The organism is Devosia soli (assembly GCF_000970455.1).
Lineage (GTDB): Bacteria > Pseudomonadota > Alphaproteobacteria > Rhizobiales > Devosiaceae > Devosia > Devosia soli.
On the sequence record NZ_LAJG01000023.1, the window covers coordinates 226721 to 240921 of the forward strand.

The following is a 14201-nucleotide window of genomic DNA, read 5'->3' on the forward strand; positions in this document are numbered from 1 at the left end:
CTTATTCGCTGGAGTTTGCCATGTCTGTCGACGCCGCCACCGTCAAGCGCATCGGGCGCCTTGCCCGTATTCGTATCGAGGAGGATGAAGTCGCTGGATACCAGCAGGAGCTCAACGCGATTCTGGGCTTTGTCGAGCAGCTGGATGAAGTCGATGTCGAAGGGGTGGAACCGATGACGTCGGTGACGCCGATGCAGTTGCGCCGCCGCGATGACGTCGTGACCGATGGGTCCTATCCCGAGCAGATCGTCAAGAATGCGCCGTTGACGGAAGACAACTTCTTCATGGTGCCCAAGGTGGTCGAATAATGGCGATCTCGATCGCCATCGAGACGCCTCTGCAGGATGATGTGCGCGGGCTGGTCGAGCGGTTGAACGCGCATCTCCTGCCCCTGTCGCCGGTCGAATTCCAGTTCAAGATGACTGTCGAGCAGATGGCCGATAGCGACACAACGCTGTTTGTCGCACGCGATGAAAGCGGTACTGCCGTCGGCATGGGTGCGCTCAAGGCGCATGGGCCGGAGCTGGGCGAAGTCAAACGTATGTATACGGTCCCGCAAGTGCGCGGGCAGCGCGTCGGCCGGCAATTGCTGGAGCGGATCGTCGGACTGGCGCGTGAGCGCGGCTTGGCGGCTGTCATGCTCGAAACCGGCACGGGCGAGGGCATGGCCGAGGCGCATCGGCTTTATACGCGTTACGGATTCGTGCCGCGCGGGCCGTTTCTCGATTATCCGGACAGCGAATGGTCGGCATTTTTCGAGATGCAGCTCATTGCAGAGAGAGTAGCGTGATGCGCATTGTTTTGCTCGCGGCTCTGGTTTTCGCGGCGCCTGCCATGGCGCAGGAGGACCTGCGCATCGACCAGAGCAAGATCTATGTCAGCGATCCAAAGGCTTGCGACATGCTCGAGAAAAAAGGAATCGATGCCTTTATGGACCTCGATTTCGTGGCGCTTGGTTTTCCAAAGGGCATCCAGTCCATGGAATTCCAGTGCAATTTCTTCGACATCAAGAGCCGCGAGGGATCGTCGCATCTTTTCGTCGATGCCGTCTGCGAATTGCCAGGCGAGATCTATCCGGACACGCTGGCGATCGCCCCTTATTCCGAGACCCAGATCCAGGTGGTCTCGTCATCCGATGCTGCCATGGCGGCGGCAGGACTTTTCGAACCGGCGAGTGAGGTTGCAGCCCCCGGCGCAACGATTTACACACGCTGCGACAATCTGAGCGAGATTACCGTTGACTGACCTGACCAAGCTGAGCCTCGCCGATGCCCGCAAGGGCCTCAAGGACAAGAGCTTTACCGCGGTGGAACTGACCGACGCCTATATCGGCGCGATCGAGGCTGCCAATGACAAGCTCAATGCCTATGTGGCGACGACGCCCGAGCAAGCGCGCGACATGGCCAAGGCAAGCGACGCCAAACTGGCGCGCGGGGAGGCTGGACTACTGGAAGGCATTCCGCTCGGCGTAAAGGATCTTTTTGCGACCAAGGGCGTCCACACCCAGGCCGCCAGCCACATTCTCGATGGGTTCAAGCCCGAATACGAATCGAGCGTAACGGCCAATCTCTGGCGCGATGGCGCGGTGATGCTGGGCAAACTCAACATGGACGAATTCGCCATGGGGTCGTCCAACGAGACGAGCTACTACGGCCCGGTAGTCAATCCATTCCGCGCCGAAGGCAGCAATGCCAATCTTGTGCCGGGCGGCTCTTCGGGTGGTTCGGCGGCCGCTGTGGCGGCATGGCTCTGCGCCGGCGCGACGGCGACCGACACTGGCGGTTCGATCCGCCAGCCGGCAGCTTTTACAGGCACCGTCGGCATCAAGCCCACCTATGGCCGCTGCTCGCGGTGGGGTACCGTAGCTTTCGCGTCTTCGCTGGACCAAGCTGGTCCGATCGCCCGCACCGTGGAAGATGCGGCGCTGATGCTGCAGTCCATGTCCGGGTTCGATCCGAAGGATTCGACGAGCGTCGATCTCGCCGTGCCGGATTTCGCTGCCGCCGTCGAACGGGGCGTCAAGGGGCTGACCATCGGCGTGCCGCGCGAATATCGCATGGACGGGATGCCGGCAGAGATCGAGGCGCTCTGGAATCAGGGTCTCGAATGGCTCAAGGCAGAAGGCGCGACGGTGAAGGACATCTCGCTCCCGCACACGAAATATGCCCTCCCGGCCTATTATATCGTCGCACCGGCCGAGGCGTCGTCCAATCTCGCACGCTATGATGGCGTCAAATATGGGCTGCGCGTTTCGGGCAAGGACATTACGGACCTTTATGAGTTGACCCGCGCCGCTGGTTTCGGCCGCGAGGTGAAGCGCCGCATCATGATCGGCACCTATGTGCTCTCGGCCGGCTATTTCGATGCCTATTACGTCAAGGCGCAGAAGGTCCGGACGCTGATCAAGAAGGACTTCGAGGACGCCTTCAACGGTGGTGTCGATGCCGTGCTGACGCCCGCAACGCCTTCTGCGGCCTTCGGAATTGGCGATGAAGCGCTGGCGGCCGATCCAGTCGCAATGTATCTCAACGACGTCTTCACCGTAACCGTCAACATGGCGGGGCTGCCGGGCATTGCCGTGCCAGCGGGCAAGGATGGCAAGGGGCTGCCGTTGGGGCTGCAGCTGATCGGCAAGCCGTTCGACGAAGAGACATTGTTTGCAGCGGCGCGCGTGATCGAAAAGAGCACCGGCACCGATTTTGCCCCCAAGCAGTGGTGGTAAGCCACAAGGCTTCGGAGTCTGGCGGCGCTTGATTGCGCCGCCGTTCCGCACTATTTGCGCCCCATGCACAAGTTTAAACTGGTTGTGACGCGCCCGTCGGCTGCGTCCAGGCCAACAGGAATTTCGCCGATGGCCGATGATATTTTCACGACGCTCGACTGGTCCGAGCCACCCAAGGATATGAGCAAGCCGCTGCAGGCACTCTGGTGGCTGAAAAAAGGCGAGTTCCGCGTTGGGCCCGAATGGGAAAAAGCACATAACATCGTCCAGGCGATGGAAGGCGTGCAGCAGTTTGATTGGGTCCATGCGCTGATGCACTGGATCGAGGCCGACATGGGCAACGCCGATTATTGGTATCGCCGCGCCGGCAAACGCCGGGCGACCGCGAGCGTCAGCGCCGAATGGGAACACATCGCGGCGGCACTAAGCGAAGTGACCAAGCACTGAGCTTTGGATTTTTGGATTTTGGGCCGCAGGAGTGATCCTGCGGCCTTTTTTGTTTTGAGGCCATTTGGGGGACTGAAGATGGATTGCCCGGACAAGCCGGGCAATGACGCGGGAGGGAGAACTTGCTGTTCACCCCTAACCCCTCAACATCTCCAGTCCCTCTCTCGTGATGCGATAGGGACCGCTGCGTTTGGAGGCGATGACCTTCTTGGCACGAAGGCGTTTGAAGAGATCGAAGCTGCAGTCGCTCATCATCCAGCCTTCGCGGGTGTAGCATTCGACGTCGACGGTTCGACCCTCGTCATCGCGGACAGGGTCAATGCGGCCGCCAAGGGCCAGAACGCCGAGCACACGGCGTTCGATTCGGGAAATGTTCATTGAGGTCTGAGTGTCTAGGGCGGTGCGCTAAAGCGCTAGCCGCGAACAAACATGCCCCGCCGCTGGCATCACGCACAGAAGCCGGGTGGTTCATTCTGCCCCGTCGCGAGTCGACGGGGTCTCAGACAATCTCAAACTGACTAGACATAAGAAATTCTCTATCGCGGGTGGGCGCGCCAGTCCACATTCGGCCCGAAGCGCGGTTGAAAAAAACGCCATGCCGGTGCAAACCAGCAACAAGACCAGTCTAGGGGATCGACATTGACCGCTGCCGCAAAACTGCCTGCCGAATGTGAAAGCAAGGACGACGTCCGGTTTGAGATCGACCGGATCGACCAGGCTTTGCTGGCCCTGTTTGCCGAGCGTCACCGCTATGTTACGCGTATGGCGGAGATCAAGACCGATCCGCACGAGGCCTATGACCCGGCGCGCATCGAGGCAGTGGTCACCAAAGTGCGATCGCGCAGCCTCGATCTCGATCTCGATGAAGATCAGGCCGAACTGATCTGGCGGACGCTGATCGACTGGAACGTGAATTACGAAAAAGGCATCATCGCAGCCCGGCGCCGGGCGCGTTAGGGAGAGCCGGCTGGGCCGGCAACCATCAAGGAGCGGCCATGGCAGTTATCGATATTCGAAAAGCGGAAATCGGCGACGCTCCACGCATGGCTACCATCGCTTTCTCCGCCTGGGACACCGGCATCCGCCCGCTGCTCGACGAGAAGCCGGGACACCGGGAAAACGAGCGGCAACGGTTGTCGCAGGCGGCGGGGATGAATTGGCAGAACGCTATCGTCGCAACGCTCAACGGCGTCGTTGTCGGCTGGTGCTGCCGCTCCAGGCGGCGCAACTACATTCCCTTCCTCTTTGTGATGCCGGACATGCAAGGGCATGGCATCGGCGCGCGGCTACTCAACAGGATGGAAATGATCCTCGAGCTCGAGGGGGCTGATCGGGTCTTGCTGGAAACGCCGGCCGACAATGTCCGCGCTGTGCGATTCTACGAACGCCAAGGCTATCAAATCCTGGCGCTGCGGACAGAGGCGCGTTCCGCGCACGAACCATTCATGAGCGTGCATCTCGAAAAGGAGCTGCATCCGTTCGATGGCGATATCGGCGAGGATTGAGCGCCGGTAGCGGGCGGATTTCCGGCCATTGCGGTTGCATCGCCGTGCCAACCTCAGTAATCACATACTTACATTCTGCCTCGCCTTTCAGGACATTGAATTGACCCTCGTCGACACCCGCACCCCTGACAAGAAGCGCCTGATTTCCGGTTCGACCGGCGATTGGGAAGTGATCATCGGCATGGAAGTGCACGCGCAAGTCACGAGCGAGTCCAAGCTGTTTTCGGGGTCGTCGACGGCGTTCGGCAATCCGCCGAATGCCAATGTCAGCTTCGTTGATGCGGCCATGCCCGGCATGCTGCCTGTCATCAATGAGGAATGCGTGCGCCAGGCCGTGCGCACCGGGCTGGGCCTCAAGGCAAAGATCAACAAGCGCTCCGTGTTCGACCGGAAGAACTATTTCTATCCGGACTTGCCGCAGGGCTATCAGATTTCCCAGTTCAAGGACCCCATCGTCGGTGAGGGCAAGGTGTTGCTCGACGTCGATGGCGAAAAGATCGAAATCGGGATAGAGCGCCTGCACCTCGAGCAGGATGCCGGCAAGTCGATCCACGATCAGCATCCCAACATGAGCTTCGTCGATCTCAACCGGTCTGGCGTGGCGCTGATGGAAATCGTCTCCAAGCCCGACCTGCGCTCGGCCGAAGAAGCCAAGGCCTATCTATCCAAGCTGCGTACGATACTGCGCTATCTCGGCACCTGTGACGGCAATATGGAGCAGGGCTCCATGCGTGCCGACGTCAACGTGTCGGTGCGCCGTCCGGGCGGCGAGTTCGGTACGCGCTGCGAAATCAAGAACGTCAACTCGATCCGCTTCGCGGGTCAGGCGATCGAATACGAAGCACGGCGTCAGATCGACATTCTGGAAGACGGCGGCTCGATCGACCAGGAGACACGCCTCTTCGACCCCAAGAACGGGGAAACACGGTCCATGCGCTCCAAGGAAGAAGCGCATGACTATCGCTATTTTCCCGATCCAGACCTGCTGCCGCTCGAATTCGACGATGCCTTCGTCGCCAAGATGGCCGAGGGACTGCCGGAGCTGCCAGACGAGAAGCAGGCGCGGTTCATCCGCGACCATGGCGTAACGGCATATGACGCGATGGTGCTGACGCTCGATCGCGAAACCGCGGACTACTATGAGGCTTGCGTCGCCCATGGCGGCACCAAGCGGGATGGCAAGGCAGTCGCCAATATTCTCAATGGCGACGTAGCCGCCTTCGCCAATAGCCAGGGTCTGGCTGTATGGGAAACGCATTTGCAGCCGGCGCAGATTGCCGGGCTCGTCGACCTGATCGCCGGCGGCACGATTTCGTCCAAAGGTGGCAAGGACGTGTTGCAGATCCTGATCGGCGAGGAGCCGGAAGGCGATCCGGCCGAAATCGTCGAACGGCGTGGTCTCAAGCAGGTGACCGATCTCGGCGCGATCGAGAAGATCGTCGACGAGATCATCGCGGCTAACCCTGATCAGGTTGAAAAGGTCAAGGCCAAGCCAACGATGATCGGCTGGTTCGTCGGCCAGGCGATGAAGGCTTCGGGTGGCAAGGCCAATCCGCAGGCGTTGAACGAGCTGATGAAGCAGAAGCTCGGGATCGAATAAGGCTTCCAGCACCCTTATTGAAAAGCCCGGCGCCGTGCATCGCGGGGCCGGGCTTTCTAGTTCGGGCGATCAGATTTCCTGCGGACGCGGCGGATCACCGGGAACAGGCGGAATCTCCGGCTCGATGGATGGGCCGGGGTCCTCGACCGGCTGGTCGGGCATTGGAATTTCCTGCGGGCTCGAGGGAATGGGATCAGCCGGGACCGGTTGCGGCGGCTCGGGCTGGGGAACGACAGGTTCGTCGGGCTGCGGATCGATTTCGGGCGTGTTGGGCATGAGAACCTCCTGCCGGCCAACGACAGGCCGGGCGGGAGGTTCCAGGCTTACATCGTCGCGGCGCGGCGACTCCAGATATGGCGAATGCGGCCATCGATAAACAAGAGGCCGAAGAAAATGACGAACATGCCGAGAACCTGAATCGGCAAGATGGTTTCGCCGAGAACCGTAACGCCGATGATCAGCGCCGAGATCGGAGCGATGAAGGTCGTTGTGGCAAAGTTGGTCGCGCCGACGCGCGGCAGGATGCGGTACATGATCTGGAACGTGAAAGCGGTCGACAAGAGGCCGATGGCGAGGGCGGCGCCGAAGGTTTCCGGCCGCGTCATGACCGGAAGACCTTCGCCGATCAGAGCCACCGGTAGCGAGACCACCGCGGCGCCGGTCAGGGCGATCGCGGCGAAGGCGGTCGGCTCGATATGCTTGTAGCTGCGGGTGATGTTTAGCGAGATCGCGTAGCAGAGCGTGGCGCCGAGGCAGGCCGCAATGGCCCAAAGTTGAGACGAGCCACCGCCGGCGAGCGCCGGGGACACCAGGATGGCCGCGCCGACAAAGCCGATCCCAACGCCAGTGAGCTTGGTGGGCGTGGCCTTTTCGCCCCCGATCCAAAAATGGGAAATGAGCGCGGTGACCATGGGTGTCAGCGCATTGATGATGGCAGCGATGCCGCTCGCAAGGTGCGCCTGGGCGAGGGGAAAGAGCGCGAAGGGGATGGCATAGGCAATGATGCCCAGACCCCCCAGCTGCAGCCAGAGCTTTGGATCCCGCGGCACGGATTTCTTAAGCGCCAGCATGACCACCCAGCAGCCGAGCGCGCCGATGCCGACGCGGAGCGATGTCACCCAAAGCGGGCCGATCTCGCGGATGAGAATGGCGTTGAAGACGAAGGAACAGCCCCAGATGGCGCCAAGAAGGATAATCCAGAACCAATCGCGCAGACTCATCTTTAGGGGCCTTTCATCAAAGAGCGTGGACGCTACGCCTGCACGGAACGAAGGTCGAACCGATTTTGACGATGGGACCTATCAATGACGCTGATGAGTAGCGGCTGCTGACAGAGAGTGTCAGGAGGGCAGGGTTGTGCTTCAGAGACGGGGGATGCAATCGTGGACAAGCATTTGCGCTATGCGGGCTTGGGCCTGGCCCAGCAGCAACGCGTTCTAATCGAGATGATCGCTGACGATGCGGTGTTGATGGATCTGCTCAAGACTATGGAGGCTTCAGCGCTGCCCGATGCACTGCTGACCTCCGGGGCGATCTACAACATGGTCTGGAATGTGCTGACCGGCCGACCAAAACATTTCGGGGTCAGGGATGCTGATGTAGCCTATTTCGACGGCAGCGACCTGAGCTTTGCGGCCGAGGATCGAGTAATCCGGCATGTCGAGGCGCGGTTCGCCGGCAGCCCGATATCCGTGCAGCTCCGGAACCAGGCGCGGGTGCATCTCTGGTTTCCCCAGAAATTCGGCATCGATTATCCGCAGCTCCGGAGCAGCGCCGAAATGCTCCGCTATTTTACGACCAACGCCTATGCCGTCGGAGCGAGACTGAAGACGGGCAAGATCCAAATCCTGGCGCCGTTCGGGCTTGACGACCTTTTTTCATTTCGCCTGCGACCGAACACTGTCTTGCCGAACCGGCAAACTCACGACGAAAAGGGAAAGCGGGCGATGGCGTGCTGGCCGGAACTGCAATTCGAGCAATGGCCACTCTAGACGGCGCGCCTCGGCTGTCGACCTGAGCTAAAACGGACTGGCGGTGGCCCTCGCGTGCCGACGGTCAGCGGATCACTCGAGGCTGACGGAGCCGCTGGCGAGAAGGCGCAGGGCCTCGGGATAGATGCGGTGCTCTTCGACAAGCACGCGGGCCGAAAGGGTTTCGGGCGTGTCGCCCGGCAGTACGGGCACTTCCGCCTGGAGAATTGCTGGGCCTTCATCAAGGCCGGGCGTTACGAAATGCACGGTGCAGCCATGAACCGTGACGCCATCGGCGATGACGCGGGCGTGGGTGTCGAGGCCTTTATAGGCGGGGAGCAGGGAGGGATGAATGTTGATCATCCGGCCACGCCAGCGCTCGACGAAGTCTTCGCCCAGGATGCGCATGAAGCCGGCGAGGCAGACGATGTCGACTTCCCAACTTTCAAGGATCTGGGTCATCGTATCCTCGAACATGTCGCGGCTCGGGAACTTGCTCTGGGCCAGAGAGGCCGTGGCAATCCCATGCTGCTGCGCGATTTCAAGGCCCGGCGCGGCGGCGCGGTTGGAGAGGACCCCGACAATTTCGGCTGGAAAGTCAGGCGCTTTGGCCGCCTCGATCAGGACGGACATATTCGAGCCGCGGCCCGAGATCAGGACGCCGACCTTCTTGCGGCTCACAGGGCGAGCTTTCCGCGGAAGGTTACGGGTTCGCCCGCTCGCGCCGTCAACTGACCGACAATGGCAGCGATCTCGCCGGAAGCGGTGAGGCTCTCCACCAGCTTGTCGGCATCCTCCGTTGCAACGGCCACGAGCATGCCGACGCCGCAGTTGAAGGTGCGTAGCATTTCACGCTCGCTCATGCCGCCGACGCTGGAAAGCCAGCCGAAAACGGGCGGGACGGTCACGGCAGCAAGGTCGATGTCGGCTGCCAGATCATCGGGCAGCACGCGGGGAATATTGTCTACGAAGCCGCCACCGGTGATGTGGGCGAGGGCCTTGATGCCGATGCCATCCTTGAGCGCGGCGAGGATCGGCTTGACGTAGATGCGGGTCGGCTCGAGGAGTGCCTCGGCCAGCGTCTTGCCGGTTTCAAATGGGGCAGTCGCATTCCAGGCGAGGCCGGAAACCTCGACGATCTTGCGGACCAACGAATAGCCGTTGGAATGAACGCCCGAGGAGGCGATGGCAACCAGCGTATCGCCGGCAGCAATATCCTTGCGCGGCAGAAGATTTTCGCGCTCGGCAGCGCCCACGGCAAAGCCGGCAAGGTCATAGTCGTTACCATGATACATGCCCGGCATTTCGGCGGTTTCACCGCCGATCAGGGCGCAACCGGCGAGGCGGCAGCCATGGGCAATGCCTTCGACAATGGCTGTGCCCTGGGCAACATCGAGTTTGCCGGTTGCGAAATAATCAAGGAAAAACAGGGGCTCGGCGCCCTGCACGATGAGATCATTGACGCACATGGCGACAAGATCCTGCCCGATCGTGTCGTGCTTGCCCGTGTCGATGGCAATCTTGAGCTTGGTGCCGACGCCATCATTGGCCGCGACGAGGACGGGATCCTTAAAGCCAGCCGCCTTGAGATCGAAAAGGCCGCCAAAGCCGCCAATCTCGCCGTCGGCGCCGGGGCGGCGCGTCGAGCGCACCGCGGGCTTGATCGCTTCGACAAGAGCGTTGCCGGCATCGATGTCGACGCCCGCCTGCTTGTATGAAAGACCATTTGATGGCAGGTTTTCCACGTCGGACATGAGCCTATCGCCAATGCTGGGGATATCGGTAACGCTGAGGCGTCCGAGACCCCGTCTGGTTGAACTTCTCGGTGCTGGCCGCTAGAGCTTTCGTGCTTTCCCGCGGGAATCGCGCAATGCTCTAGGTCTTTGGTTTTTGTCGCGTTTTCGTTGTGCAAAGGTGATAGGCGCCGATGCCGGAACCGCTAGAAGGCCTGATAGCTTCTCGGATAGTCAGACGCAAGGGCCGCCCGGCACCATGAACCTTAGAAATCAAGTGCTGATCTGGATCGGCTTCTTTGTCTTCCTGATCCTCGCCTTATGGATTTTCCGCGGCATTTTACTGCCTTTCGTCGTCGGCGCCGCACTGGCCTATCTCCTCAACCCGCTGGTGGCGCAATTGCAAAGATGGCGGTTCAGCCGCGGCTGGGCCACGGCTGTCGTCTTGCTCAGCGTCGTGGCCATCATCATCAGCCTTTTCGTGATGCTGCTGCCGATGGTGGCGTCGCAGGTGTTGGGGCTCGTGCAGCGACTACCGGGCTATGCTGCCGATCTCGAGGCACTGGCGCGGCGCTGGGCGCCGGAATTGAACCAGTGGCTGGGGCCGGAGCGCGCGGCGCAGGTGGAACGCACCGTATCGGACATGATGGGCCAGCTCGTTGGCCTTGTCGGTATCCTAACCTCGGAAATCGTCAATTCGGGGATGACCCTGATCAGCGTGATCGGCTTCACGATCTTTACCCCCGTCGTCGCCTTCTACCTGTTGCTGGACTGGGACGGGATGGTGCGGGGCGTGCACGACCTGCTTCCGCGAAAGCATCGGGCGGAAATTCTCGGCATCCTGCGCGATATCGATAGCTCCATGGCCGGCGTGATCCGCGGGCAGGGCGGCGTGCTGCTGATCGACGCCGTTTTTTACGCTGCCGCGCTTTCGCTTGTCGGTCTCAATTTCGGCCTCGCCGTCGGCCTCATTGCAGGGCTCCTAAGCTTTATCCCCTATGTGGGCTTCGGGGTTGGCCTGGCTCTGTCGGTGGGGATCGCTATCGTACAATTCTGGCCGAACTGGTGGATGGTTGTCGTGGTCTTCGGCATCTTCATGGGCTGGCAGTTCATCGAAGGGAACGTGCTTTATCCCAAGCTTGTCAGCAGCTCGATCAACATCAATCCGGTCTGGCTGATGTTCGCACTGCTCGCTTTCGGCGCGCTCTTCGGATTCCTTGGCCTTTTGCTTGCAGTGCCGCTCGCGGCGATCGGGGGCGTGCTCGTGCGCTATGCCGTGCGGAAATATAAGGGCAGCACCCTCTATCTCGGCTCGAGCCACGGCGGACAGGGTGGCAATACCTCTGCGTGACGATAGGCTGCGGCAACTACCGCTGGAACTGGGGCACACGCCATCGCATGCCGAGGATGATTTCCTTGTCGGCGAGGGTAATGCCCTTGCCCATAGCCGTATCCTTGCCTGGCCGCATTGGCCCGATGCAGTGACGCTGCTGATCGGCCCGGCTGCGTCGGGAAAATCGCATCTCGCGCGGATTTTCGCTGATCGCAGCCATGCTGGCTTCGTCACGCCCGAAGCCATTGCCGATATTGCCGGCAGGAATGAGCGCGGCCCGTTGGTGGTCGAGGATGTCGATCGTCTCGGTTATGACGAGCCGAGCCTTTTTCACCTGCTCAACCAGGCCATGCGCGGCGAGCGCACGCTTTTGCTGACGGCGCGGAGCGAAGTGAGCGACTGGACTTTGGCCACCGACGACGTGCGTTCGCGCATTCGCCGGGCGCCGGCCTTCCGGCTCGAAGTCAGCGACGACATAGAACTGTCACAGATGTTCGCCAAACTTTTCGGCGATCGTCAGATCAAGGTCGACCCGAAAATCATCCTCTATCTCGTGGCCCGCATGGAGCGCAGCCCCGAGGAAGTGGCTGTGCTCGCAGACCACATGGATCGGCTTGCCCTAGCGAGGGGCACGGCCATCACGCGCACGATCGCTGCAGAGGCACTCTCGTTTCGTGAGGCCGAGCGCGGAGACGACGGGCAACAGGATGGGGACCTTACAACCGATGAATGAAATGAGCGAGTTCACTGAAGCCGAAGGCGTTGCCCCTGATATCGAGGCGCTGCGCCAGAGCCCGGCGCGGTTCGTCAACCGTGAGGTGAGCTGGCTGCAGTTCAACATGCGGGTGCTCGAAGAAGCCGGCAACCAGAGCCACCCGCTGCTTGAACGCCTGCGGTTCGTTTCCATTTCAGCCAACAATCTCGACGAATTTTACATGGTCCGCGTCGCCGGCCTCAAAGGCCAAATTCGCGCCGGGCTCGCCAAGCAAAGCGCCGACGGGTTGAGCCCGGCCGAGCAGCTAGAGGAAATCGCGACGCTGGCCCAGCATCTGCAGCGCGACCAGCAGGATCATTGGGAGGACCTGCGTGAAGAGCTTTTCGCGCAGAACGTTGTCATCCACGAATCGAACGATCTGACCGAGGAGCAGGTGTCGTACCTGCAAAAGCTTTTCCGCGAGGAAATCTTCCCGGTGCTGACCCCGATCGCAGTCGATCCAGCCCATCCGTTCCCGTTCATCCCTAACCTCGGCCTCGCTCTCGCCTTCGAATTGCGCCGGCCCGATAGCGACCAGCCATTAACCGCACTGGTGCGAATTCCGGGCAATCTCGACCGGTTCATCAACCTGCCAAACGAACTCGTTTCGGAGGGACGCACGGAAGTCGTGACCATCGACACGCTGGTCAAGCTCTTCTTCCACAAGATGTTCCCGGGGCACGAGGTCGTCGGCTCGGGCGCTTTCCGCATCATCCGCGACAGCGAAATCGAAATCGACGACGAAGCGGCCGACCTCGTGGTCGAGTTCGAATCGGCCCTGCGCCAGCGCCGGCGCGGTCAGGTGATCCGGCTTGAGATCGAGCGTTCTATGCCCCGGGCGCTGCAGCGCCAGATCGGCGAGCAGATGGGCATCAAGGATGCCGATGTATTCGAAGTGCAGGGCTTCCTCGGCCTCGCCGATGCGCGCAAGATTTGCGACGTCGACCGGCCGGACCTGAAATTCACCCCCTATATCGCGCGCTTTCCCGAGCGCATCCGCGACTATAACGGGGACAGCTTCGCCGCTATTCGCGCCAAGGACATTCTCGTTCATCATCCGTTCGAGAGTTTCGACGTCGTTGCCCAGTTCCTGATGCAAGCAGCGCGCGACCCCGATGTCGTCGCGATCAAGCAGACGCTCTATCGCACCTCCTCGGATAGCCCGATCGTCAAGGCGCTGGTAATGGCAGCGGAAGCGGGTAAGTCGGTGACGTGCCTTGTCGAACTCAAGGCGCGCTTTGACGAAGAAGCCAATATTCGCTGGGCGCGCGACCTCGAACGCGCCGGCGCGCAGGTGGTTTTCGGGTTCGTCGAACTCAAGACGCACGCCAAACTGAGCCAGGTGGTGCGGCGCGAAAAGGGCAAGCTGGTGAGCTACTGCCATATCGGCACGGGCAATTATCACCCCATCACCGCCAAGATTTATACCGACCTGAGCTACTTCACCATCGATCCGGCAATCACCCGCGACGTGGCGCGGGTCTTCAACTTCATTACCGGCTATGCGCGGCCCACTGAACTCGAAACTATCGCAGTATCGCCGGTCAACCTGCGCCAGACGCTGATCAACAATATTGCCCGCGAGATCGAACTGGCGCGCAGCGGCCAGCCTGCCTCGATCCTGCTCAAGATGAATGCGCTGGTCGATCCGCAGGTGATCGACGCGCTTTATGACGCGAGCCAGGCAGGCGTGAAGGTTGACCTGATCGTGCGCGGCATCTGTTGCCTGCGTCCAGGCATTCCCGGATTTTCTGACAACATCCGCGTCAAATCCGTGGTCGGACGGTTCCTCGAGCACAGCCGCATCTATTGCTTCGGCAACGGCGAAGCGATGCCATCCCAGCGGGCGCTCGTTTATATTTCCTCTGCGGACCTGATGGGGCGCAACCTCGATGGGCGCGTCGAGGTTATGGTACCGATCCTGAATAGAACCGTGCACAAGCAAATTCTTGACAGGACAATGGTTGCCTATTTGAAGGACAACCAGCAGAGTTGGGAAGTGCTGCCGGACGGCAGCTCGCACCGGCTGCGCGTGGCGGAAGGCGCCGATCCGTTCAACGCGCACAACTACTTTATGACCAATCCCTCGCTGTCCGGACGCGGCAGCGCCGGTATTGGAGACGGCGACGAGGGTTGA

17 protein-coding genes are annotated in these 14201 nt (G+C 60.9%); 12 read left to right on the top strand and 5 right to left on the bottom strand.

All coding sequences use genetic code 11. The features are described 5' to 3' along the window. The first annotated feature begins 20 nt into the window (after window positions 1–20). The 5 genes from gatC to VW35_RS13370 all read left to right on the top strand — a co-directional run bounded on the left by gatC (window position 21) and on the right by VW35_RS13370 (window position 3169). Window positions 21–308: an Asp-tRNA(Asn)/Glu-tRNA(Gln) amidotransferase subunit GatC gene (gatC, locus tag VW35_RS13350; RefSeq protein WP_046143624.1), complete on the top strand. Its 288-nt coding sequence runs from the start codon at window positions 21–23 to the stop codon at window positions 306–308. Further along, window positions 308–790, top strand: coding sequence for a GNAT family N-acetyltransferase (locus VW35_RS13355; RefSeq protein ID WP_046143541.1), 483 nt, complete (start codon window positions 308–310; stop codon window positions 788–790). Before gatC ends, VW35_RS13355 begins: the two co-directional genes overlap by 1 nt. After that, complete coding sequence (locus tag VW35_RS13360; protein WP_046143542.1) at window positions 790–1245, top strand: hypothetical protein; 456 nt, start codon at window positions 790–792, stop codon at window positions 1243–1245. The genes VW35_RS13355 and VW35_RS13360 overlap by 1 nt, the downstream gene beginning before the upstream one ends. Continuing rightward, a complete protein-coding gene (gene gatA / locus VW35_RS13365; RefSeq protein ID WP_046143543.1) occupies window positions 1238–2722 on the top strand; it encodes an Asp-tRNA(Asn)/Glu-tRNA(Gln) amidotransferase subunit GatA in 1485 nt (494 codons plus the stop codon). The genes VW35_RS13360 and gatA overlap by 8 nt, the downstream gene beginning before the upstream one ends. A 129-nt stretch (window positions 2723–2851) precedes the next feature. Beyond that, window positions 2852–3169, top strand: coding sequence for a hypothetical protein (locus VW35_RS13370; protein ID WP_046143544.1), 318 nt, complete (start codon window positions 2852–2854; stop codon window positions 3167–3169). 135 nt (window positions 3170–3304) lie between these two features. On the opposite strand, the gene VW35_RS13375 is transcribed toward VW35_RS13370, so the two are convergent. Continuing rightward, complete coding sequence (locus tag VW35_RS13375; protein ID WP_046143545.1) at window positions 3305–3547, bottom strand: YjhX family toxin; 243 nt, start codon at window positions 3545–3547, stop codon at window positions 3305–3307. Between the two features lie 261 nt (window positions 3548–3808). Here VW35_RS13375 and VW35_RS13380 point away from each other — a divergent pair, with 261 nt between their 5' ends. The 3 genes from VW35_RS13380 (at window position 3809) to gatB (ending at window position 6274) form a co-directional block, all read left to right on the top strand. Then, complete coding sequence (locus VW35_RS13380; protein WP_046143546.1) at window positions 3809–4126, top strand: chorismate mutase; 318 nt, start codon at window positions 3809–3811, stop codon at window positions 4124–4126. Between the two features lie 38 nt (window positions 4127–4164). Next, on the top strand, window positions 4165–4674 hold the full coding sequence (locus VW35_RS13385) for a GNAT family N-acetyltransferase (RefSeq protein WP_052951714.1): 510 nt from the start codon (window positions 4165–4167) through the stop codon (window positions 4672–4674). 100 nt (window positions 4675–4774) lie between these two features. Then, entirely contained in the window at window positions 4775–6274 is a 1500-nt protein-coding gene (gene gatB, locus VW35_RS13390) for an Asp-tRNA(Asn)/Glu-tRNA(Gln) amidotransferase subunit GatB (protein ID WP_046143626.1), read from the top strand. Between the two features lie 69 nt (window positions 6275–6343). Here the strand turns inward: gatB and VW35_RS13395 are convergent, their stop codons facing one another. Together VW35_RS13395 and VW35_RS13400 are read right to left on the bottom strand one after the other, a co-directional pair. Next, the gene (locus tag VW35_RS13395; protein ID WP_046143547.1) at window positions 6344–6550 is read right to left on the bottom strand and encodes a hypothetical protein; all 207 of its coding nucleotides are present in this window, start codon (window positions 6548–6550) and stop codon (window positions 6344–6346) included. A gap of 47 nt (window positions 6551–6597) precedes the next feature. Then, on the bottom strand, window positions 6598–7494 hold the full coding sequence (locus VW35_RS13400) for a DMT family transporter (RefSeq protein WP_046143548.1): 897 nt from the start codon (window positions 7492–7494) through the stop codon (window positions 6598–6600). 189 nt (window positions 7495–7683) lie between these two features. On the opposite strand from VW35_RS13400, the gene VW35_RS13405 reads away from it, so the two are divergent. Continuing rightward, window positions 7684–8265, top strand: coding sequence for a nucleotidyltransferase family protein (locus tag VW35_RS13405; protein ID WP_244465904.1), 582 nt, complete (start codon window positions 7684–7686; stop codon window positions 8263–8265). A gap of 72 nt (window positions 8266–8337) precedes the next feature. On the opposite strand, the gene purN is transcribed toward VW35_RS13405, so the two are convergent. Further along, window positions 8338–8877 carry a phosphoribosylglycinamide formyltransferase gene (gene purN / locus VW35_RS13410; RefSeq protein WP_425283776.1) on the bottom strand — a complete coding sequence of 180 codons (540 nt, stop codon included), beginning with the start codon at window positions 8875–8877 and terminating at the stop codon, window positions 8338–8340. Window positions 8878–8921: 44 nt separating this feature from the next. Next, window positions 8922–9998 (bottom strand): phosphoribosylformylglycinamidine cyclo-ligase, encoded by a 1077-nt coding sequence (gene purM, locus VW35_RS13415; RefSeq protein WP_046143550.1) that lies wholly within the window; start codon window positions 9996–9998, stop codon window positions 8922–8924. A 238-nt stretch (window positions 9999–10236) separates the two neighbouring features. Here purM and VW35_RS13420 point away from each other — a divergent pair, with 238 nt between their 5' ends. The 3 genes from VW35_RS13420 to VW35_RS13430 are packed head-to-tail and all read left to right on the top strand — an operon-like array spanning window position 10237 to window position 14201. Then, window positions 10237–11328: an AI-2E family transporter gene (locus VW35_RS13420; protein ID WP_046143551.1), complete on the top strand. Its 1092-nt coding sequence runs from the start codon at window positions 10237–10239 to the stop codon at window positions 11326–11328. After that, window positions 11309–12043: a P-loop NTPase family protein gene (locus VW35_RS13425; RefSeq protein WP_046143552.1), complete on the top strand. Its 735-nt coding sequence runs from the start codon at window positions 11309–11311 to the stop codon at window positions 12041–12043. Before VW35_RS13420 ends, VW35_RS13425 begins: the two co-directional genes overlap by 20 nt. After that, entirely contained in the window at window positions 12036–14201 is a 2166-nt protein-coding gene (locus VW35_RS13430) for an RNA degradosome polyphosphate kinase (protein ID WP_046143553.1), read from the top strand. Before VW35_RS13425 ends, VW35_RS13430 begins: the two co-directional genes overlap by 8 nt.

Excerpts from the sequence above, each read along its gene's own strand:
- VW35_RS13355 (WP_046143541.1), top strand. The coding sequence starts at position 308 with ATGGCGATCTCGATCGCCATCGAGACGCCTCTGCAGGATGATGTGCGC.
- purN (WP_425283776.1), bottom strand. The coding sequence starts at position 8,877 with ATGTCCGTCCTGATCGAGGCGGCCAAAGCGCCTGACTTTCCAGCCGAA.
- VW35_RS13375 (WP_046143545.1), bottom strand. The coding sequence starts at position 3,547 with ATGAACATTTCCCGAATCGAACGCCGTGTGCTCGGCGTTCTGGCCCTT.
- VW35_RS13385 (WP_052951714.1), top strand. The coding sequence starts at position 4,165 with ATGGCAGTTATCGATATTCGAAAAGCGGAAATCGGCGACGCTCCACGC.
- VW35_RS13395 (WP_046143547.1), bottom strand. The coding sequence starts at position 6,550 with ATGCCCAACACGCCCGAAATCGATCCGCAGCCCGACGAACCTGTCGTT.
- VW35_RS13400 (WP_046143548.1), bottom strand. The coding sequence starts at position 7,494 with ATGAGTCTGCGCGATTGGTTCTGGATTATCCTTCTTGGCGCCATCTGG.
- VW35_RS13430 (WP_046143553.1), top strand. The coding sequence starts at position 12,036 with ATGAATGAAATGAGCGAGTTCACTGAAGCCGAAGGCGTTGCCCCTGAT.
- VW35_RS13360 (WP_046143542.1), top strand. The coding sequence starts at position 790 with ATGCGCATTGTTTTGCTCGCGGCTCTGGTTTTCGCGGCGCCTGCCATG.
- gatC (WP_046143624.1), top strand. The coding sequence starts at position 21 with ATGTCTGTCGACGCCGCCACCGTCAAGCGCATCGGGCGCCTTGCCCGT.
- VW35_RS13420 (WP_046143551.1), top strand. The coding sequence starts at position 10,237 with ATGAACCTTAGAAATCAAGTGCTGATCTGGATCGGCTTCTTTGTCTTC.
- VW35_RS13370 (WP_046143544.1), top strand. The coding sequence starts at position 2,852 with ATGGCCGATGATATTTTCACGACGCTCGACTGGTCCGAGCCACCCAAG.
- purM (WP_046143550.1), bottom strand. The coding sequence starts at position 9,998 with ATGTCCGACGTGGAAAACCTGCCATCAAATGGTCTTTCATACAAGCAG.